Origin of the sequence: Daejeonella sp. JGW-45, assembly GCF_029360805.1 — a bacterium.
Taxonomy (GTDB): Bacteria; Bacteroidota; Bacteroidia; order Sphingobacteriales; family Sphingobacteriaceae; genus Daejeonella.
In genome coordinates this window covers 317,697-337,223 of record NZ_JARKNC010000010.1, presented here as the reverse complement: position 1 = coordinate 337,223, position 19,527 = coordinate 317,697, and the positions used below count along the sequence as shown (strand labels likewise).

21 protein-coding genes are annotated in these 19,527 nt (G+C 37.9%); all 21 read right to left on the bottom strand.

The genetic code is table 11. The annotated features are described in order from the left end of the window. Position 1: 1 nt before the first annotated feature. Genes P2W76_RS15075 through P2W76_RS14975 form a run of 21 tightly spaced genes read right to left on the bottom strand, consistent with a single transcriptional unit; the run spans position 2 to position 19,526 of the window. Positions 2-1,093, bottom strand: coding sequence for a glycosyltransferase family 4 protein (locus P2W76_RS15075; RefSeq protein WP_276348726.1), 1,092 nt, complete (start codon positions 1,091-1,093; stop codon positions 2-4). 15 nt (positions 1,094-1,108) lie between these two features. Further along, positions 1,109-2,551, bottom strand: coding sequence for an oligosaccharide flippase family protein (locus tag P2W76_RS15070; protein ID WP_276348725.1), 1,443 nt, complete (start codon positions 2,549-2,551; stop codon positions 1,109-1,111). A gap of 52 nt (positions 2,552-2,603) precedes the next feature. Then, positions 2,604-3,797, bottom strand: coding sequence for a hypothetical protein (locus P2W76_RS15065; protein ID WP_276348724.1), 1,194 nt, complete (start codon positions 3,795-3,797; stop codon positions 2,604-2,606). Positions 3,798-3,831: 34 nt separating this feature from the next. Then, positions 3,832-4,785, bottom strand: coding sequence for a UDP-3-O-(3-hydroxymyristoyl)glucosamine N-acyltransferase (gene lpxD / locus P2W76_RS15060; protein WP_276348723.1), 954 nt, complete (start codon positions 4,783-4,785; stop codon positions 3,832-3,834). Further along, the gene (locus P2W76_RS15055) at positions 4,775-5,500 is read right to left on the bottom strand and encodes a hypothetical protein (RefSeq protein WP_276348722.1); all 726 of its coding nucleotides are present in this window, start codon (positions 5,498-5,500) and stop codon (positions 4,775-4,777) included. Before P2W76_RS15055 ends, lpxD begins: the two co-directional genes overlap by 11 nt. After that, positions 5,500-6,261 carry an AglZ/HisF2 family acetamidino modification protein gene (locus P2W76_RS15050; protein ID WP_276348721.1) on the bottom strand — a complete coding sequence of 254 codons (762 nt, stop codon included), beginning with the start codon at positions 6,259-6,261 and terminating at the stop codon, positions 5,500-5,502. Before P2W76_RS15050 ends, P2W76_RS15055 begins: the two co-directional genes overlap by 1 nt. Next, a complete protein-coding gene (hisH, locus tag P2W76_RS15045; protein ID WP_276348720.1) occupies positions 6,258-6,866 on the bottom strand; it encodes an imidazole glycerol phosphate synthase subunit HisH in 609 nt (202 codons plus the stop codon). The genes P2W76_RS15050 and hisH overlap by 4 nt, the downstream gene beginning before the upstream one ends. Further along, positions 6,863-8,014 carry an N-acetyl sugar amidotransferase gene (locus P2W76_RS15040; RefSeq protein WP_276348719.1) on the bottom strand — a complete coding sequence of 384 codons (1,152 nt, stop codon included), beginning with the start codon at positions 8,012-8,014 and terminating at the stop codon, positions 6,863-6,865. Before P2W76_RS15040 ends, hisH begins: the two co-directional genes overlap by 4 nt. After that, the gene (locus P2W76_RS15035) at positions 8,007-9,164 is read right to left on the bottom strand and encodes an aminotransferase class I/II-fold pyridoxal phosphate-dependent enzyme (RefSeq protein ID WP_276348718.1); all 1,158 of its coding nucleotides are present in this window, start codon (positions 9,162-9,164) and stop codon (positions 8,007-8,009) included. The genes P2W76_RS15040 and P2W76_RS15035 overlap by 8 nt, the downstream gene beginning before the upstream one ends. Before the next feature lie 13 nt (positions 9,165-9,177). Beyond that, on the bottom strand, positions 9,178-10,374 hold the full coding sequence (locus P2W76_RS15030; protein WP_276348717.1) for an ATP-grasp domain-containing protein: 1,197 nt from the start codon (positions 10,372-10,374) through the stop codon (positions 9,178-9,180). After that, entirely contained in the window at positions 10,375-11,379 is a 1,005-nt protein-coding gene (locus P2W76_RS15025; protein ID WP_276348716.1) for a hypothetical protein, read from the bottom strand. Beyond that, positions 11,363-12,223, bottom strand: coding sequence for a hypothetical protein (locus P2W76_RS15020; RefSeq protein WP_276348715.1), 861 nt, complete (start codon positions 12,221-12,223; stop codon positions 11,363-11,365). Before P2W76_RS15020 ends, P2W76_RS15025 begins: the two co-directional genes overlap by 17 nt. Then, entirely contained in the window at positions 12,223-12,843 is a 621-nt protein-coding gene (locus P2W76_RS15015; protein ID WP_276348714.1) for a class I SAM-dependent methyltransferase, read from the bottom strand. The genes P2W76_RS15020 and P2W76_RS15015 overlap by 1 nt, the downstream gene beginning before the upstream one ends. Beyond that, a complete protein-coding gene (locus P2W76_RS15010) occupies positions 12,827-13,861 on the bottom strand; it encodes a DegT/DnrJ/EryC1/StrS aminotransferase family protein (RefSeq protein WP_276348713.1) in 1,035 nt (344 codons plus the stop codon). The genes P2W76_RS15015 and P2W76_RS15010 overlap by 17 nt, the downstream gene beginning before the upstream one ends. Then, positions 13,858-14,814: an NAD-dependent epimerase/dehydratase family protein gene (locus P2W76_RS15005; RefSeq protein ID WP_276348712.1), complete on the bottom strand. Its 957-nt coding sequence runs from the start codon at positions 14,812-14,814 to the stop codon at positions 13,858-13,860. Before P2W76_RS15005 ends, P2W76_RS15010 begins: the two co-directional genes overlap by 4 nt. A 6-nt stretch (positions 14,815-14,820) precedes the next feature. After that, positions 14,821-15,927: a DegT/DnrJ/EryC1/StrS family aminotransferase gene (locus P2W76_RS15000; protein ID WP_276348711.1), complete on the bottom strand. Its 1,107-nt coding sequence runs from the start codon at positions 15,925-15,927 to the stop codon at positions 14,821-14,823. After that, positions 15,924-16,934: a Gfo/Idh/MocA family oxidoreductase gene (locus P2W76_RS14995; protein WP_276348710.1), complete on the bottom strand. Its 1,011-nt coding sequence runs from the start codon at positions 16,932-16,934 to the stop codon at positions 15,924-15,926. Before P2W76_RS14995 ends, P2W76_RS15000 begins: the two co-directional genes overlap by 4 nt. Positions 16,935-16,936: 2 nt before the next feature. Further along, positions 16,937-17,683 carry an SDR family oxidoreductase gene (locus P2W76_RS14990; RefSeq protein WP_276348709.1) on the bottom strand — a complete coding sequence of 249 codons (747 nt, stop codon included), beginning with the start codon at positions 17,681-17,683 and terminating at the stop codon, positions 16,937-16,939. Positions 17,684-17,694: 11 nt separating this feature from the next. Then, positions 17,695-17,928 carry a hypothetical protein gene (locus P2W76_RS14985; RefSeq protein WP_276348708.1) on the bottom strand — a complete coding sequence of 78 codons (234 nt, stop codon included), beginning with the start codon at positions 17,926-17,928 and terminating at the stop codon, positions 17,695-17,697. 3 nt (positions 17,929-17,931) lie between these two features. Further along, entirely contained in the window at positions 17,932-18,948 is a 1,017-nt protein-coding gene (locus P2W76_RS14980) for a ketoacyl-ACP synthase III (RefSeq protein WP_276348707.1), read from the bottom strand. Further along, positions 18,945-19,526: an acyltransferase gene (locus P2W76_RS14975; RefSeq protein WP_276348706.1), complete on the bottom strand. Its 582-nt coding sequence runs from the start codon at positions 19,524-19,526 to the stop codon at positions 18,945-18,947. Before P2W76_RS14975 ends, P2W76_RS14980 begins: the two co-directional genes overlap by 4 nt. Position 19,527: the final 1 nt, after the last annotated feature.

Below are 19,527 nucleotides of genomic sequence, written 5' to 3'. Positions count from 1 at the left end.
ACTAATTTTTAATTGTTTTGTTGATTAAACTTTCCCATTTATGCATTATAATTTCATAATTAAATCGTTTCATTGACCTCGGCCCCTCGGCTCGAAAATCTGCTCTTTTTGAATCACTATGTAAAAGAGTATTGATTTTTTCTTTTAGATCAGTCACATTATCGGTCTCTACTAGCAAGCCGTTTATTCCGTCATGAATAAGGTCAGATGGCCCAAAATCGCAATTTGTACTAATAGAAGGTACTCCAACCGACAATGCTTCCATCAACGCATTTGGAAACCCCTCATAACTTGACGGCAAAACAAAAATACCCGCTTCCTTGAGATATTCATAAACATTTAGAGATCGACCTTTAAATTCTATGTAATCAGTTAATTTCAAATGCACTACTTGTTCAAATAAAAAGTTCTGCATAGGACCCGAACCTACTATTATAAGTTTCCAGCCTAATTTAACTGCATCTGATTTCGCGAATGCATTTATCAACAATAAATGACCTTTTTCTTGAGACAATCGACCTACACTTAATATAGTTTTTTTTTTTATCTCTTCACAAGGCATAAAATCTCGAATTAGTATCGGATTCGGAATTACTTGCAAATTTTTTATCTTAAGATTCTTTCGATAAAAAGCTAAAACACCTTCGGTCTGTAAGACCACTTCAGTTGCATATTTATAGAGTGACTTTCTTAAAAACGAATAAACACTGGAGATCGAATGCTTCAGTGGATTTGTCCTTTCCGAAACAATCACAGGCACGTGACATAGCTTTCCTGCTATCAGACTTATAATATTAGTTTCAGTCATAAAGCTAATGCAAAGATCAGGTTTAATAATGACGAAATTTTTGTGAATAGCTTTAACTGTTTTTAAAAATTTCTTTATAGATGCTACTAATCCTGAATTTAGGCTATCAAAGCCCAGTTCTATGATTTTTATATCAGACGAGAGCTCATAACCAGATTCGGCATTGCCGATCGTAATTATATATACTTCATAACCCCGTACGGTCAGGTGATTGGCCAGGTTTGCCATAACACGCTCCGCTCCTCCATTTCTAAGGCTGTATATATTTAATATTACCTTCTTCATAATTCTAACTCCCTGTCACTTGATGTTTCTTTTTAAAATTTGCTGTTTCACGATGATTTTAAGCGACTCACGTTGATCACGACTAATAAACACCATAAAGCCGCAAATGGGGAATATCACTAGCAAAATGGCACCATACGCATAATAATAGCTATTTTCAAAATTTAGACTTAATGCAAAAGACATGAAAAATGCGAACAGAACCAAAAAGGACATCTTAAGTTGATTATATTTAAAAGGGTATAATCGTCTTCCTACTAACGTAAATAAATTAAAGTTGATCAATGCTGACAGGAACAATGCAATCGCCGCCCCAATTATACCATACAAAGGAGTTAATGTAGCCAGGGCCATATATAAAAACAAAAGTCCGACCGGATATAACATCAAGTTCCAGTACGTCTTCATTGATAAGTCGATTCCGGAAGCGCAAATTCCTTTAAGCATATCCAAAAGAAAATAAAAGCTCAATGGCGCTACTACCACTATCCCTGGCATATAATGCCGCGAGGCAAGTATCTTTATAATAAGTGGTGATAGTGTTACTAAAAAAATGATGAGAGTACTTACTAACAGAATAATTGCATAGCTTATGATATTGAATAACCGCTCTGCATTCTCCTCTTTGTGCAAGCCTAAGATAAAAGGACCCAAGGCAGTACTTATACTACTTATAGGCAGGGCAATTAGTGTTGCGATACGATATCCAATACCATAGTTAGCAACTTCTTCCAGTCCGCTAAATTTATTAATAAATGATCTGTCTAAAGCTGGAATTAGGGCTGGTATTAAGGCTAATAGAACTAAGGGCAGTCCAAATTTCATCATGTCCTTTAATAAAATCCAATTTATCTTTGGCAGTAAATAACCTCGGATATAAACTAAAGACATAATAGCGAATATGATTCCTGGAAATAATTGACCGATAAATACGGCTAGCAATTTATCACGGAACACATACATACTTCCTACAATTGACAGAAAATTTAGTATCACAAATCCACCTGTTAAAACTGCATACTTCTTTTTCTCATATGTCCAGATTAATAAATTTTGCACAAATCTTATTGGAGTCGATAGTAATATTATCCCCGCCATAACTTGTAAATACAGATCCTGAGAAGCATTATAATTATGTTTAAGATAAAAAGTTAATATAATCGTCTTGAAGCATAAAATAAAACCTACCACAAAAATCGACGATATTATCTGGGCCCAAAACCCATTACTAACTACCTGTTTTCTTTCTTTTACATTATCTGTTTGATAGTAAAATCTCGCTACCGCACTATCCATACCTAAAATTATTATGGTTCCGGAAATGGACATTAACGGATTTAATAGATCCATGATGCCGTAATCAGCTTTACTTAATAACGAGGTAAATAATGGTGTAAGAAATAGAGAAAAAAATTTCGATAGAGCATTCAATCCGCCAAACACTACCGAGTCTTTCAACAGTAATTTGAATTTACTAAAAGTATTTAATGACTTTAAATAATCTATCCGATTATTCACGCTTGCTTTCTATTATTCGACTAATTTCATTCATAAATGGCGAGACAATATTGTCGTTATACCATTTTGAGCCTTTCTTTGCAGATTCGTTGTAAAAACTACGGTTCGCCCAATAATCAGTGAGTAAATCGCCTACACTATTGTAATTTTCCACGGATAAAGCGTTATGCAGCCCATCTTTATAAATATTTTCATACTTATCTCTTTCCCGACTTTGGATTATAGGTTTACCTTTACATAATGCTTCCATTACTGTACCATATAAATTATATCCTCCAGTAAGTTCGGCTACAACTACATCGCATACGGATATACCCATCATTAAGTCAATACGCTTTTGTTTAGGGAACCAAAACACGTTATCTTGAAGGCCAAGTTTAAAAATCAAGTTTTTGCTGTTCTGCACATCAACACCATAGTCTAACGTAACTACTGCAGCACTTACTAAGGGGTTGGCCAATAAAAAATCTCTCAGCCCTTCAAATAATAAATTATTCCCCTTTTGCTCTATCCCAGCTGGCGGGTTTAGCCAAGAATGACGGGAATGGTGGAATAACAGAAAATCAAACTTTGCTCTTAAACGCCGGACAGAATCATGAAACTCCGAAGTTATTTCCCCTAACCCTGTGTCGAGGTTTTCGTATGTCGGCAGATGGAGCATCGGAATTGCATTGTAACTCCTGCGTCCAGCTAGTCCGCGTAGTCTTTGTACTTTCACTTCAGTCTCTACTGATTGTTTCTCCATTATTAACAATTCAGCATTTTTGATTCCTGCTTGCTGAAATTTACTAAACACCCAATTGCTAAAAAAGAATTTAGGATTCAAAGAAAACCTAAAGAAGGGCAGATCATAAATATCTGACCCGTATGGCAGCAAAAAATCTATCTTGCAATTTGCTTTATGAAACCAGGCGGGTGCATAGCCGCACGCAAATACATAATCGCAATTACTCCTAATCTCTTTGAATTTGCATTTAACTGCTTTGGAGAAAACGTTTGAAGTTGATACAAACGGAAGTATTTCTACCTGATTTATAAGACGGGGGTCGAAAGAATCGGCCTGTACGGAAAAGTGCTCGGGTTCGTTAGAAAACCTATATAATTTTACGTCAAAACCAATATCGAGAAAATATCTGGCTAATGAACTGAATGTATTGTTCATATTGCCAACTAAGGCAATTTTCATGAAATTACCACAAAAACTAATGTAATTATCAACTTCATTTCTTTTCCTCCGACAACATAGAATTAAGCACCTTTTGCAATTTCTTTAATTCATTTATCTCTCTGGCAGGGTTACCTGCCCATACCTCCTTGTCAGAAATATTTTTAGTTAAAGATGCCGCCATTCCTAAAAAAGATTTATTGCCGATAATTAATTGATCTTTAACTGACGCCGAGGGAGCTACATATGAATAATTACCAATTTTGGTACTTCCGGCAATCATAGAGTTTGCGACGATAAAAGTATATTCACCAATTTCTACATTATGGGCAATATGGACAAGGTTGTCAATTTTAGCTCCCCTTCTTAATATGGTATTTGATAAAGCTCCTCTGTCTATCGACGTATTGGTGCCAATTTCAACTTCGTCTTCGATCGTGACTCCTCCCACATGGGGGAACTGTATAGGTATTCCGCTCTCGTCCCTATTATATCCGAAACCTTCAGCGCCAATGACTGTACCGGCTCCAATTTTTACTTTCGATCCAATATTAACGTTATCATAAATAAAGACATTGCCAAACAGAATGCTATTATCACCAATTGTACCGTTGCCAATAGTACAGTTAGGACCTATGAATACATTTTTCCCAATTGTTGCGTCCTTATGTATGACTGCAGATGGATGAATAGAAGGTTTCGGGTCATTGTTAAAAAACTTATTTGCGAATAGCGAGAAGGCCAATTTCGGTTCTTCGACAATTAATAAGCATTTCTCCGTTTCAAAATTGCTCAAAGACTTGTCGCATAGGACAAGTTTTGATCTTGTTTGTTTTAACAAGTGTTCCTTGTCCGCTCTCCCTTTATCAATAAACGTTAAACCCGATTCATCCCCCGGAGACGTGGCACAAATGCACGAAACAAATAATTCTTGGTTATAATTTACAACCTCGCATTTAAAGCCACTGTTCTTAATTATAACATCAATAGATAATTTATCATCTTTCATTATCGTAGATATGATTTTCGTAATAAGTATCCGGGTGAATTAACAAATGTATTAACGAATGATGATCCTTTACGTGTTCGGATGGCGATCGGTAATCGTCGGTCACTTTAACACCTTTATCATAACATTTCCACCTAATCCATTCCGAGTCAGAAATGTAAAATGCTTCTTGAAAAATATTATAAGTGGGTTCAAAATCATACCCTTCGTATAATAAATTTAAATCTTGAGGCCTTCTGTTTTTCCAATAATCCAAATTATTATACCCGGTTCCACCCCCGTGACTCGCTACTCCCTTAATTTTCACACCATACATCATATTAAAAACATCGATATCTCTAATAAGACATGAAGTTTCATCTTCACCCCAAATTACAGCCTCGTCCACAACCTCAGAATGATAGCCAATTTCATGTCCGGTGTTAACCATTGACTTAATTATTCTATAATTTTCAAATGAAAATGGATTATATTCCCGGGCATGGAGCCGGATAAAAAAAGTTGATACGATATCCAAACGATTGAAAATATTTAGGAGCTTTTCAGCTTTTTTCACGGAAAGATCAACATCAACCCTTAAAACAATTAGATTCTTAGGTAATTTATTGTGCTCCTTCAATTTATAGTACCCAATACAATTGGTAAATGTGTAACCACTTTCAATAAGGCTTTTCAATTCCTTCTCTAAATATGTGAATGTAAATGAGGTTGTCATTATTTCAAAATTGATTCTAAGTGTTGTTTGTCCGGGAAATTTACAAGAACTCCCATATTTCTCTGCTGGTACACAACCATACTTCCCAATGCGACAGCCGCCGCATGCCCGTCCTCGACTACTTGTTTAATATGGCTTATTTTGCCGCAGCCGCCATGAGCGATCACGGGAACGTTTACTGCGTCGGATATTTTTCGTGTCAAATTTATATCAAATCCCTCCCACGTTCCTTCCCTGTCAATAGAAGTCAATAATATTTCACCGGCTCCGTTTTGCTCTAATTCCGCAGCCCATTCCACCGGGTTTTTTTTTGTGTTGTTTTTTCCACTCAGAGTCCAAACTTCATAATGTCCCCAAAAATTCTTTTTCACATCAATAGCTGCAACGATAGCCTGGTTGCCATAATGCTCTGCGATCTCAGATATGAAATGAGGATTTGTATGTAAAACCGTATTTAGAACGACTTTTTCGAACCCAATGTCGAAAATTGACTTTACAACTTCAAAATTGAACAAACCACCTCCATAACCTAGGGGCATAAAACATTCGTTAGCTATTTCTCTCAGGATTTTTAAATCTGGCGATCTAGCCTGAGGGCTTGCACCGATATCAAGGAAGATTAATTCATCAACTTCTAACTCGTTAAATATTCTGACCGTGTTTATTGGATCTCCAATATATTGTGGTCTGTTAAATTTTCGTGTTTTGACCAATCCTTCATCTTTCAATAGAAGGGCGGGAATTACTCTTGCCTTGATCATGTTAGGTGAGCAAAGTTTTTCAGCAACTGCATTCCATATTTGTGGCTTTTTTCCGGGTGAAATTGAGCACCATAGATATTTTCTTTTTGAATTGCTGCATCGAAGTCGATCCCATACGAACATTTTAAAATGCTGTTCTCAGCCTTATCCACGTGAACGCTAAACGAATGTACAAAGTAAAATCGGCTGTCGTACGGAAGATTTTCGGTGAGAGGGCTAGGAGTTAGTGGCGTAACGGAATTCCAGCCCATATGAGGAATTCTCAATTTCGGAATAAGTGGGAAACGTGATGCCGAAGCATCAATCCATCCCAATCCTGGAAGCGAACCTTCTTCACTGCCTCGCGTTAAGAGCTGCATTCCTAAACAAATTCCCAACACTGGCTTTTTTTGAAGGAGAGCTTGTTCATCTAAAATTTCACGAAGCCCATAGTTATTGATTCGTTCCATCGCTTTGTCAAATGAGCCTACCCCAGGCAAGAGAATTTTTTGCGCTTTTTTGATTTCATTGAAATCACTAGTCACCTTCGCGTTAACTCCTATATACTTAAACATATTCAAAACAGAGCCTAGATTCCCCATTCCGTAGTCAATTATTGCTATCATCTTTCGTCAAGTGGAAAACAATATTTTATATAAAAGCTCATAGGTACTAGATTAGCTTTCGCAAGAATATGAAACAATGGTCTTAGAAGCTCAAACCTCTTTTTATATGTTTTAAAATCTCGAAAACTTCTTTTTTGGCCTGTTATGATTTGATCATATTCCTCATCAGACAACGATAAGCGTTTTTTTACATACTCGATAAGCTCAGGGTTCTCTTCTATAGGAGAATTATAAATTGCAAGAGCTTCTTCACGACTTAAAAACCCTCCCCGGGCTGAGGCAGCCAACGCCCATTTTCTATTATCAATTTTAAATTTTGTCGGTAAATACACACTTAGCCCGAAAGCAGAGGATCTATTCTCCATGTGATGGCCGCCGTAATATTTCCAATCGAATGTTTCCTCCAGATATTTCCTAGCCGCTTCCTTATTATAATCTATATACCACAATGGCCGAATTTTTCTAATTCTTTTGAAAAGAGTCCATTTTAAAAAGTTAAAAAATGTCATATTCGGAAAAGTCTTCATCGTAAGCTTGCCGTACTTATTGTGAATGTCTTCTATATATTTTCCATCAAAATAATTATTGCTCATAGGTGAAACCCCTTCAGTAATAAAACTATGACCTTCCAGCAAGTATGATATTTTATGCTTGGAAGCCGCACGATATAACGTTTCAGCCAAGGCAATATCTGTAGGACAATCGAATTCTGGTACTCCGGCATGTAAAAAGGAGCGAAAAATGTCATCCGATTCCTTATTATCAACAACAATAGTAAACAAATCTACACCTAATTTACTCGTTACTTTTCTTATGTTCTCCGTTGAAATCGATGTATTCCAAGTATTGTCATAGTGAGCTGCCAATGGCCGTAGACCCCATTCAACGGCTTTCGCTAAAAGAAAACTACTGTCGGTACCTCCGCTTACCCCTACTACACAGTCATATTTTTTTCCTTTCCCTGCTCTTTTGATCTCCTCAATTATTATTTCAAGATCTTGTGCACCTTGAGGACTTCCCGTCTTGTACTCCAATTTAAGCTTTTCTACTTGATGACAGTAATTACATACACCCTCATTGTCGAAGGTTATCCCTTTTATTAAGCTGTCGTAGATACAACGACTACAAATTTTCAATTCCTTACTCATAATTTTGTGTTGATATCATTTCGGCAATACGATTTACTCCTTCTATCGTTGTTTCTAACTCAGTTGCGAAAGAGATTCTGATGCAATTTCTCCCTGAAGCTCCAAATGCGGACCCAGGTACAATGCAAGTTTGCTTTTCTTTCAACATCCGTTGACAAAACGCTACATCATCGATTCCCTTTCCAAGACGAATGAATAAATAAAATCCACCAGTCGGAGTTAATAAATCCAAGCCCAGTTCCCGGCAAATATTAATTAATGCCAAACGTCTCTGATTATAGATGCTTTTCATCTCAACACAATATTCAAGTGAATCATCGTCGACCATTGCCGTTAATGCAGCCATTTGAACGAAAGGTGCAACATGAGTAATCGTGAGTTGCGATGCTTTGGAAATCTTATTTAAGGTGGACGGATGTGCAGCTACATAACCTATTCTCCATCCCGTCATAGCAAACTTTTTAGAAAAGCTATCTACAAAGATATATTTATTGTAATTGAGTAAATTTGATAGCGACGTACTTTCTAATGACGAAAATTGAAGATACCTGTATACTTCATCTGCTAAAATGTACAAATCCTTTTCTATTGCCCAATTGCAAATGGAGTCAATTGTAAACTGGTCATAGACTAAGCCCGTTGGATTATTAGGGGAGTTAAAACATAGCATTTTAGTTTTGTCTGTATATGACTTTTCCAGCTGGTTCAATATGCTTTCTACGCTATTCAGCGTATTAATTTTCAATGTTTTTCCACCTAGTAGAGTACCTAAAGAATCAACTGTTGGCCAGTTGGGTTCAAGAATAATTATCTCGTCTGCTTGTTCCAATAAAGAGGCCATAACAGAATAGATTCCCTCAGCAGCCCCATTTGTAATCAAAATCCAATTTTGATCCAAAAAATTACTTGACAACTCCTTATTAAGCTCTTCAGATATCTTCTGTCTTAAAACAGGTAGCCCTTGTGACAAACTATAGTGGGTCATCCCGCTCTTCAACGCTGCGTTTGCGGAATCACATATTTTATGGTGTGTGCTAAAATCAGGATCTCCTGTCTGCAATTTAATAATCGGTATCCCTATCCCTTCCAGCTTTCTAGCTTCGTCTGCGAGTGCAACCGCGGCAGTAGGTTTAATGTAATCAATATTCATTTTCCAATGCAGATTATTTCCTAAATGTAACCTGTAGTAGGTTCTCCGCTTTTTCTCCCTTTATAAATGCCTCTTCGCGTGTTTCGCCGACAGCAATAATGAATCCCGATCTTTCGGTGCCGTCTTTAACCCGCGTGATTACGTCACCAGGGCCTTTGAAAAACTCGGCATCCAAAATGCCATCCAATTGCAAAATAGTATCAAGACCAATCACATCTTCTATAGTTCCCGGCTCAGGGGTTAAAAAATGATAATTCGCTCCTTTACTTTTAAATGGCGCAACCTGACTGGGAGGATTGCCTACCGCAATTCGTAAAATCTCGACAAACAAGTTAATTCCTGTCGAATAATGTACTATCGGTTCTGCCGTACCTCCTCCCCCACATCTCGCTCCAAGTTCAAATAATACAAATCCTTTCTTCGTACTAGCAATCTCGACATGAGCAGCACCGTTGGTAATATTTAAACTCAATACAGATTCAATTATTACCTTTTTAAGTTCTGCTAATTTACGCCCTTTAACAATTGACGGATATAGAACATTCTTATCTACCCTGTAAGGAAGAGGTGTCTTAATTTTATCTGATATTGCAATCACGTGAGCTTCACCTTGATAAATAAGCACCTCAGCACTATGCTCATATTCTGCATCAATAAATGTTTCAATTAGAGTTGACTTATCTGGGTAAAAACTTTGTGAAAATTCAATAGCCAAAGGAGCCTCCTCAATATTGTTAACTACGATTACTCCTCTGCTTGCTCCACCCAGTCCATGTGCGGGTTTAAGAATACAAGGAAAACCAATATACTCAAATCCGGTTTTAAATTCGTTCATAGTCGTAGCAACAAAGACCTTGGGGCATGGCACACCCTTCTCAATCCATACTTTGCGCATCAGTTCCTTATTTGACGCCAGCTCGGCAACTTCCTCTGAGATTCCTGGTAATCCAAGAACTGAGGAAACATAAGCAGCAACAGGAACCCCAGTATCATTTATTGCAACGATTCCATCTATGTTCTTTTCCACAGCAATTTGCAAGACCTTCTCTTTATCAGCAATATCACATACAATTCCTTCATCAGCCCAATCAAAGCCTGGCGATTTCGGATTTCTATCTAAGGCCACAATATAGAAACCTGCCCTTTTTGCCTCTATTATCCCTTTCGTCTGAAAGCGGGACGCACCAAGAATAATTACCTTCTTTTTCAACTACTTAATTAATCCCTTTGCAATTTGTTCAACCAATTTTTCTTCGGCATTAATACAATCAACTTTACAAAGTTCCACTATCACCGCCCGTGGATCTACTTCATACAATTCACTAATTCGGTGAATAATAGGCGCAAATGACGAATGGAATTTCGCGAAGCCAGATAGAATACTTTCGGAGTCCACTTGTCTGTAACCAGCCATTAATGGATCAATAAATTGCTCTGCTATATCCATTATACTAAAAATATCATAACCAAAGTCGACTCCCATTCGCTTCATAGTCAACAAAAATATTTCTGTAACCGTATTTCCTGCACTTCTGGCCATCCCCCTGAGACTCGTATCCAGGATATCCAAACCCATTTCATAAGCCCGGATACTGTTAATATTAGCCATCCCTAAATTATTGTGGCCATGAAAACCAATTTTCTTATCTGTTTCATTTCGGATGGCAGTAATATATCCCTCCACATCAGATGGCAGCATTGCCCCCGCAGAATCAACAATACAATTTAAATCTGCGCCATATGAACTAGCCCTTGCTGCAACCCTGCCGACTTCCTCATATCCTAATGCATACGTTTTCATAAAATTGGCGCATACAAACAAGCCTTTTTCTTTGGCATATCTAATATAAGGTTCCGCTTTTTCAAAGGAATCGACATTTGCGCCAATTCTGATAAAGTTCATTTTATACTTACAGGCAATATCGATATCATTAAAATCTCCTATACCCGGTATAAAGAACATTCCCCACTTTCCTTTTTGAACTGCAGAAGATGCGGATTCTAACCATCCCTCATCACTACTACCCCCTATCATTCCAGGGCGCTTAGTGGCACCTAGTCCCAAGCCGTGTCCTATCTCTATATATGGAAATCCGGCATTATCTAGTCGCTTTGCGATTTCATAGGTTTGTATGCTATTGAACTTAAAATCTATCACATAGCTTCCATCTCTTAAAGTGGTATCTAAGATTTCCATATTAGTTAAAGTTTTCATTATTAATATTTGACATTGTTATAAATGCAAATTGGCTCTCCAAAAGAAACTGTAGATTTAAACCGAACTCGGAGATATCAAAAGACAGCAGTGGATGAGATATTTCGTTAACTACTAGTTCATATGGATGGGTTACGGAAACTATTAACGGCAAATGACTCAGTGTTTCAATGGCTTTCTTAAAATGTTTGTGTTTATAACCAACATTGATGTATCTCTTCACGTTTTCCGTATCTGTATCAAGTTTCAGGTAGGCCGTATTAATCGGTACCTCAAGAATTCCAATTTTTTTTCCCATTTCTGTTCGATAATCATTCTCCCCAGGATAGTAGGGGCTATTAGGTGTTATAGACCAATCTCTTATATTTTTTTCCCAGCTATACACTGGTCGAGGAATGGCACTGCTATCTGTTTCGAATCCCAAAGAATATATTCTTTTTAACGTTTTGCCCGTATGGAATCCCCACCCCATCCTCGATATCCTAAGATTATAACCTATTGCAACCCCGGCATATTTTTCTAGTTCTATGGCGATTTCATCCTCATCCACATTTTGGACCCAGCTTCCTCCTTCAAGCTTATATCCATGATAATGCCAGCCAAGTTCATGACCGTTGTCCGTTAGCCACCGGAGTTTTTCTCTGTGTCTTGTAAATATATAATCTCCGGTGCCATAAATACTTTCGATTTGCTTATCAATTCTAATAAACCATGTGGTTTTTACCTCGGGATATTCTGATAGTTTCTCTTTGATAGTATCAAAGCATTCATCCATCTCATCACTATTATTTCCAGAAAGGTAGTCTGTTAAATCAACATCGAAAGTGACACAAAACTTCTTCATTAACGCCAACCTTTAAAATCCTTATACATATAAATCGCAAACTCAAATAGTGGGTAATCATGCCTTAATGAGACTCTCTTGGTGATTTTTTTTGCAATACTAAATACCCGTTCCGGTTCGTAATGAAATCCATCCGCACTTTTGAAATCTACATATGAGCTATTAAAATCAATTGCAACGCCTTTTTCTGCGTGTTCGTAACATTTCTGAAGAATCTCTGCAATAAATTCATAATTATCCTGTTCCGTCAATGGTAGATTGAAGCATGATGACGAAACAATATAATCGAAAGTTGGGAAATCGTCCTGAAGTATATCTTTGGTTTGAAGATCCAATTGAGGAAATTTTTCTATGGCTTTTTCAATCAAAGATGGATTTATATCATAGCCAGAATATGTAATATTGAAGCCCTGTTCAGCCAAATATTGATAATAGTCAGCAAACCCGCATCCCAAATCAAGAATGGTGTCCCCATTCTGTATTCCGACTTCAGTAGAGATCTTAAATCTTAAATTATGCCTTTCAATATTTCCCGAAGCCAAAGCTTCTATAGTCGCACCAAATTTTTCAAGCCTTTCATCATAACGGCGAATAATTCTTTCTTTATCTGAACTTTTCATAAGTGTTTATTGCGTCAACAATTTTATTTTGCTGAATAGAAGTCAATGATGGATAAATTGGTATAGAAATGGTTCTTTTAAGGATGTACTCCGCGTTGCTATATTCTGACCTGGAGAATTGCGGGTAAGATAAATGAAGTAATTCATCTACCCCCTTTCGAACGGCAATTCCTTTATTAGAGAAATAACTTCTTATATCGTCAAATGCACCATCAGAGACAATTAAAAATCTGTAAAAATTGGTTGTCGGTGAGACTCTTTTAAAATCAGCGATTAAGCTCTGCAATTCGATCCTATCTATATAGTCGTTTGCAATCTTTGCTCTCCTCTCCAAAAACCTTTGGTATTGATTCAATTGAGAAATTCCAAGTGCGGCTTGAATATCTGTCATCGAACTTCCTATGGCTTTTATTTGGTTTTTGTTATTCACAAAATCAAGGAATTTTTCATTGTTCGTGCATAACATTCCCCCCTCACCTGTTGTTAGACATTTAATTGCATGGAAAGAAAAAACCGAAAAATCGCCTATTCCACCTACCATTTCTCCTTTGCTGTTTTTTGAGCCTAAAGCTTGGCAACAGTCTTCAATAATAGGTACATTAAACTTTTTAAAGTTATTTACATCGACTGCTATCCCCATTGTGTGTACTAAAATAATACACTTGGTTCTACCTGTGAATACCTTTTCAACATCATTCACATCTGCGTTCCATCCATCTGATATGTCACATAATACAGGAACCGCTCCTGATTCAATTACGGCATCAAGAACATTATGACACAAATAAGTTGGTAAAATGACTTCATCTCCGTTACCGATCTTCAGGATTTGCAGCGCCATAAAAATGGCTTTTGAACCACTATCGACAAATCGACATTTTTGTACAGACGTATATTGCTCAAAAACATTCTGAAAGTCATTAACTAAGGTTCCCTTCGCAATATTACCAGATGAAAGTTGTCTGTCGACAGCCAACCGGTCTTCATCTGTAATAGTTGGCCTCGAATGGGTTATCATTTATCCAGTTTCTTGATCCATTCAGCAGTGTTTAAAATACCCTCCTCCAGATCAACTTTTGCTTTGAAGCCCAGGATTTCGAATGTTTTTTCCACACTAGGAATCCTTATGGCAATATCCGCAGACAAGGGGGCCTCAAATAAAATTCTTGACTTTGAATTCAGTACGCGACAAACGGTTTGGGCTAAACCAAGTATTGTTATTACTGCGCGTGCATTACCAAGATTGAAACTTTCCCCAATTGCTTTCGGATCTTCGATGCAACGTATTAAACAATCTACAAAATCATCCACATAACACCACGCTCTGATCTGATTACCATCTCCATCTATCTTAATATCTTCATTACTTAGCGCTCTTTTAATAAAAATCTGGATCGCACCTTCTCCTGTCTGACCTGGTCCATATACATTAAATGGCCTGACAGTAACAACTGGTAGCTTGAACTGGCTATAATACGCATGCGCTAGATGTTCCCCAGCTAGCTTAGATACAGCGTAAGTCCATCGCGCCTCGCCTGCTGAGCCTGATACTGTAGCATCAGCCTCGGTCGATCTAAATGCCATTGATCCAAAAACCTCTGAAGTGGAAAAATCAACAAACCTATCTGAAATGCCATTCACTCTTGCGGCTTCTAGAGCGTTTGCTGTTCCTATCATATTCACCCGCATTGTAGTCACCGGGTTTTTAACAACAGTATCAATTCCAGCAATACCGGCCGCATGAACAACAATATCCACACCTTTCATGCTCGATTCAAGCAATTCATAATCAAGCACATCTCCTTTTATGATCTTGACATTAGGATGATTGCTTAGGCCACTACCAGTCAATGTGTCTCGATGGAAATTGTCGTATACAACAATTGTATTATTTTCTACGTAGTGCTTAATGAGTGTGTTAGCAATAAAGCCGGCACCGCCTGTTATGAAGATTGTTTTATTTGTCAACATGTTAGTTTATTTAGTAAGTTTATTAATAATCTCAGAAATGTATTCAATTTGGCCAGAGTTTAACTTTTCATATATTGGAAGAGCGAGGCCGGTTTTGTATGCCTTCCAAGCATTTGGATAGTCTTCACCAGAATTTAAACGATACTTTTTATAGTAATACTTTTGGGCCGGAATACACTGCGCACCATAATTTGTACCTATGCCATTATCCTTCATTGCTTGAATCAGTTTATCTCTATTTATCGATTCATTAATCAATACGTGAAATGTTTGCCAAGTATGTGGACGATCATAGGGCACCGTCGGTAAAGAGACTCTATTACAATTGATTAATGAATAATATCCGTCAACCAAAGAACGCTTAGTAGTTAAAATCTCGTTGAACCGCGTCATTTGACTAGCCACTAATGCCGCTTGAAAATCAGTCATCCTATAATTAAAGCCGGCTTCGACGAATTCCATAGAACCGTCAACATACTCTATACCGTGATTTCGAAGAATTCTTATCTTTCTATCCAATATAGAATCCTGCACAGAAACTATTCCACCCTCTCCAGAAGAGATCGCCTTTCTGGGATGAAAGGAAAAAGATCCAAATGTTCCGAATGTTCCAACACTTTTATTATTCTGAGTTGCCCCGAGAGCACATGCAGCATCTTCTATCACATGCAAATTATATTTGTTGGCAATATGCATTACTTTCTCGATATCACACGCTAGGCCAAATTCGTGAACAGGGATAATTGCTTTTGTTTTTTTGCTTATATTATGCTCAATCTTACTCACATCGATATTGAAAGTTGCCAAATCGATATCTACAAATACTGGTGTAGCTCCAACCAATTCAACAACGTTAGCAGTTGCAATATATGAGAAAGCGGGTACGATAACTTCATCCCCCTTACCAATTCCTAGTGCTATCAAAGCTAAATGCATAGTCGCGGTTCCATTTGAAACCGCAATAGCGCTTTTCGACCCAGTTACCCTGCAGAATGAATCCTCAAACTTATTTACGTTTATGCCCTGGACCAACATTCCACTCATCAACACTTCCGTTACTGCATCAATATCGGCCTGGCGTATGTCAGGAGAGCTCAGCGGAATAAACTTCATATTTTACAACTATAAATACGTTCAATAATGTCTACAACTTTTAACCCTTCCAAAGCATTAGTTGTAATGGCAGCCCTGCCTTTCAACACGTCCACAACATTGTTAATAACATAATTATGATTTTGGGCAGAACCTTTATATGCTCCATAATCATTTCCTGGATTTGTAGGTGCTAAGTCGGGCATCTCATAATCTTTGATATGACAGTATTCGACTTTATCCATATATTGACCACCTATCTTTACGGCTCCATTCTCTCCAATTATAGTCATACTACTTTCGAGATTTTGGTCCCATATGGAAGTTGAGTAGTTCAAACAACCCATTCCGCCATTGACAAAATCAAAACTAACAAACCCAGAGTCTTCGAAGGCGGTTAGATGCTGATGGCTAAAATCATTGAATTTACCCTGGATGTTCTGTATATCCCCAAAAAGCCAGTATAGGATGTCAATAAAGTGACTGAATTGAGTGTATAATGTACCCCCGTCTAAATCCGCGGTTCCATGCCACCCCCCTGCTTTATAATATCTATCATCTCTGTTCCAGTAGCAGTTCAACTGTACCATAAATATTTTCCCTAATTTGCCGGATGAGATAAGTTCTTTTATCCAAACAGAGGGAGGAGAATAACGATTCTGCATCACTGCAAACAGGTGCTTATGGACATGCAGTGCCTTAAAGATTACCTTTTCCGCATCTGATTTCGTCAATGCCATCGGCTTTTCGACAACTAAATGCTTTCGCGCTTCAAGAACTTTTAGCGACTGTTCAGCATGGAATCCGTTTGGAGTACAAATATTAACAACATCTACTTCTAAACCGGAGCTCAGCAATTCGTTAAGAGACGAAAGCACCGGGATTCCGTCAGGTATAGCTCCGAGCTCCTTGAGCGGCTTAACATCAACGATCGCAACAAGCTCGGCTTCAGGAGTGCGTTCAATCATCTCAGCATGTCTTCTACCGATATGTCCATAGCCGATCACGGCAAACTTAATTTCCCCCATATTTACTTAATAGAGTAACCTCCATCTATTTTAATATTTTGACCTGTAATCCATTTCGAGTTTGCCGACAGCAAAAACAAAATCATTGGCACAACGTCCATGGTGGTACCAAATCCGGTTGGATGCATTTTGTTTATCTCCTTATATTCATCATGTGAGGTCCCAGCTAAGAGCATATCCGACATGGGACTTACAACTATTGCTGGTGAAATGGCGTTTACTCGAATCCTCCGCTTGCTCAATTCCAGTGCCGCAGCTCTAACAACACCCGTAATGGCTGCCTTAGTTGCGCAATAACCTATTTTTCCCTGATGTCCTAACTCAGCCATAACCGATGAAATGAATACTATACTAGAACCATCATTGCTAAATCGCTTCTTTGAGAAAACCCTTAATAGTTCTATTCCACTAAAAACATTGATTTTAAAAAGGTTTGATATGTTTTCCTCGTTGCACATGGGTAATGGAGTTGTTTCATCTCTACCAGCACAATGAATAAACCCGTCAAATTTGCCAGTTCCGATATATTTTGAAATTGCGTCTTCGATAAGGTGTAGTTGGCACAAATCTAAACTATGAAATTCAAAAGTTTGATGATAAGATTCGGTAATGGCGGCTACTTTATCAGCTTCCCTTCCAATTCCCAGGACGGTCGCACCATTTTCGAGCAGTGCTTCTACAACTGCTTTACCTATGCCCGAGGTCGCACCTGTTACTAGATATCTAGATCCCGCAGCTATAAACGACATTTCAGTTATAACTAATTGTCGAAATTTTCAATTCCTATTAACTCCATTAGCGACCCAACCGTAGTTACGACAGAGAGATCAGTTACTTTAAGATTCGTTTTAAAGTGTTCATTCACAAATGCTATTGTGATCATCTCTGTCATTGAATCCCAGTCATCTAAATTCTTTAAATTGGTATCCTCCATAAGCCCGTCCTCGAGTTCCAATGTTTCTGTAAACTTTGTAAGAAATGCTGATCGATCCATTTATTATAATTTATGTTTAAGATTAATAATGCCTCCACACCAAGACAATCCGACACCAAATCCGACCAAAGCGACTGTCTCGCTTTGGTCGAGACCCTGAGAATATCTTTTTAAAGCAATTGGTATCGTGTTAGACACTGTATTTCCACCATCCGCTAGGTCTATATAAAATGAATCTTTAGAAATCTTGCATTTTTTTCTAATAAGTTCCAACATTACAGCGTTTGCTTGATGACAGATGGTCTGATTAATCTGCGGCATTTTAAGATTGTTAATTTCCGCCAGATCATTTACAATCCGAGGTACTTTCTCCGAAGTAAAGTTAAAAATTTCAGGACCGTCCATGTATAGGTGATTGTCAGTATACAAATTGTCAGTTCCATAACTTAAAAGGTCCGCGTTCGTTTGGTAAGAATTCCTGCCCCCTCCATTTTTAATGATCAATTTGTTATATCCTGACCCATCAGTTCCAAAAACGAATTTTCCTATCCCCTCATTACTACATTCTCCCACTAAAGTTGCTGACGCAGCATCACCGAAAATGGCTCTATTCGACCGGTCGCCTGGATGCAAATATTTTGAATAAGTCTCTGCAGTAACTAATAGAACATTTGTTGCCTGACCGCTTAAAATAAGCCCTTTCGCAACCGTTAAGCCATAAGTATATCCAGAACATCCAAGATTAATATCTAATGCACCAATATTGGTTTTCAGAGATAATAAATCCTGTAGTATACAAGCAGACGTCGGTAAAATATATTCAGGGCTCTGAGTGCAGTAAATAATGTAATCAATATTACTCTGGTCTATATTTTTGAATAACTGATCACAAGCTTGTTTCGCTAAATCCAACGCTGTTTCTCCACCACTCACAACATATCTGTTCTTTATACCAACCTTGGCTTCAAAAAGACTAAAGTTATAGTCAGGAAATTCCTTTGAAAGGTCTGAGTTGGTAACCACTTTCTGTGGAAAAACAAATTCAATTGCTTTTATTTCGCACCCCTGTCCCGTATTCATACCTCAGAAATTTCTGTAACTGTACCGTTAACCAATTGATATCGTTGCTTACTTTCAAAACAAGTCGAGAATCCCTGTCTATCGAAAACTAATCGATGACCATACTTACTCACCCATCCCATTTGTCTCGCAGGATTGCCGACCATTAAAGCGTAGGGAGGGACATTCTTCGTTACTACCGCCCCCGCACCAATAAATGCATATCGCCCAATATCGTGACCGCAAACAATTGTAGCATTTGCCCCAATCGACGCCCCTCTTCCCACATTTGTTTTAGCGTATTGGTCACGTCTGTTTATAAAGCTCCTGGGGTTTATAACATTCGTAAACACCATAGATGGGCCCAAAAATACATCATCTTCACAAATAACCCCGGTATAGATGGAAACATTGTTCTGGACTTTTACATTATTCCCCAAAATAACTTCGGGAGAGACTACCACATTTTGCCCTAAATTACAGTTGCTGCCGACCTTACAACCACTCATAATATGTGAGAAATGCCAGATCTTAGTGCCTCGCCCTATTTCACAACCATCATCTACGATAGCGGTCTCATGAACAAAAAATTCATCCATA

What these genes read in the sequence shown, in the direction of transcription:
- P2W76_RS15075 (WP_276348726.1), bottom strand. Translation starts at nt 1,093, where the DNA reads ATGAAGAAGGTAATATTAAATATATACAGCCTTAGAAATGGAGGAGCG.
- P2W76_RS15065 (WP_276348724.1), bottom strand. Translation starts at nt 3,797, where the DNA reads ATGAAAATTGCCTTAGTTGGCAATATGAACAATACATTCAGTTCATTA.
- lpxD (WP_276348723.1), bottom strand. Translation starts at nt 4,785, where the DNA reads ATGAAAGATGATAAATTATCTATTGATGTTATAATTAAGAACAGTGGC.
- P2W76_RS15055 (WP_276348722.1), bottom strand. Translation starts at nt 5,500, where the DNA reads ATGACAACCTCATTTACATTCACATATTTAGAGAAGGAATTGAAAAGC.
- P2W76_RS15050 (WP_276348721.1), bottom strand. Translation starts at nt 6,261, where the DNA reads ATGATCAAGGCAAGAGTAATTCCCGCCCTTCTATTGAAAGATGAAGGA.
- hisH (WP_276348720.1), bottom strand. Translation starts at nt 6,866, where the DNA reads ATGATAGCAATAATTGACTACGGAATGGGGAATCTAGGCTCTGTTTTG.
- P2W76_RS15040 (WP_276348719.1), bottom strand. Translation starts at nt 8,014, where the DNA reads ATGAGTAAGGAATTGAAAATTTGTAGTCGTTGTATCTACGACAGCTTA.
- P2W76_RS15035 (WP_276348718.1), bottom strand. Translation starts at nt 9,164, where the DNA reads ATGAATATTGATTACATTAAACCTACTGCCGCGGTTGCACTCGCAGAC.
- P2W76_RS15025 (WP_276348716.1), bottom strand. Translation starts at nt 11,379, where the DNA reads ATGAAAACTTTAACTAATATGGAAATCTTAGATACCACTTTAAGAGAT.
- P2W76_RS15020 (WP_276348715.1), bottom strand. Translation starts at nt 12,223, where the DNA reads ATGAAGAAGTTTTGTGTCACTTTCGATGTTGATTTAACAGACTACCTT.
- P2W76_RS15015 (WP_276348714.1), bottom strand. Translation starts at nt 12,843, where the DNA reads ATGAAAAGTTCAGATAAAGAAAGAATTATTCGCCGTTATGATGAAAGG.
- P2W76_RS15010 (WP_276348713.1), bottom strand. Translation starts at nt 13,861, where the DNA reads ATGATAACCCATTCGAGGCCAACTATTACAGATGAAGACCGGTTGGCT.
- P2W76_RS15005 (WP_276348712.1), bottom strand. Translation starts at nt 14,814, where the DNA reads ATGTTGACAAATAAAACAATCTTCATAACAGGCGGTGCCGGCTTTATT.
- P2W76_RS15000 (WP_276348711.1), bottom strand. Translation starts at nt 15,927, where the DNA reads ATGAAGTTTATTCCGCTGAGCTCTCCTGACATACGCCAGGCCGATATT.
- P2W76_RS14995 (WP_276348710.1), bottom strand. Translation starts at nt 16,934, where the DNA reads ATGGGGGAAATTAAGTTTGCCGTGATCGGCTATGGACATATCGGTAGA.
- P2W76_RS14990 (WP_276348709.1), bottom strand. Translation starts at nt 17,683, where the DNA reads ATGTCGTTTATAGCTGCGGGATCTAGATATCTAGTAACAGGTGCGACC.
- P2W76_RS14985 (WP_276348708.1), bottom strand. Translation starts at nt 17,928, where the DNA reads ATGGATCGATCAGCATTTCTTACAAAGTTTACAGAAACATTGGAACTC.
- P2W76_RS14980 (WP_276348707.1), bottom strand. Translation starts at nt 18,948, where the DNA reads ATGAATACGGGACAGGGGTGCGAAATAAAAGCAATTGAATTTGTTTTT.
- P2W76_RS14975 (WP_276348706.1), bottom strand. Translation starts at nt 19,526, where the DNA reads ATGGATGAATTTTTTGTTCATGAGACCGCTATCGTAGATGATGGTTGT.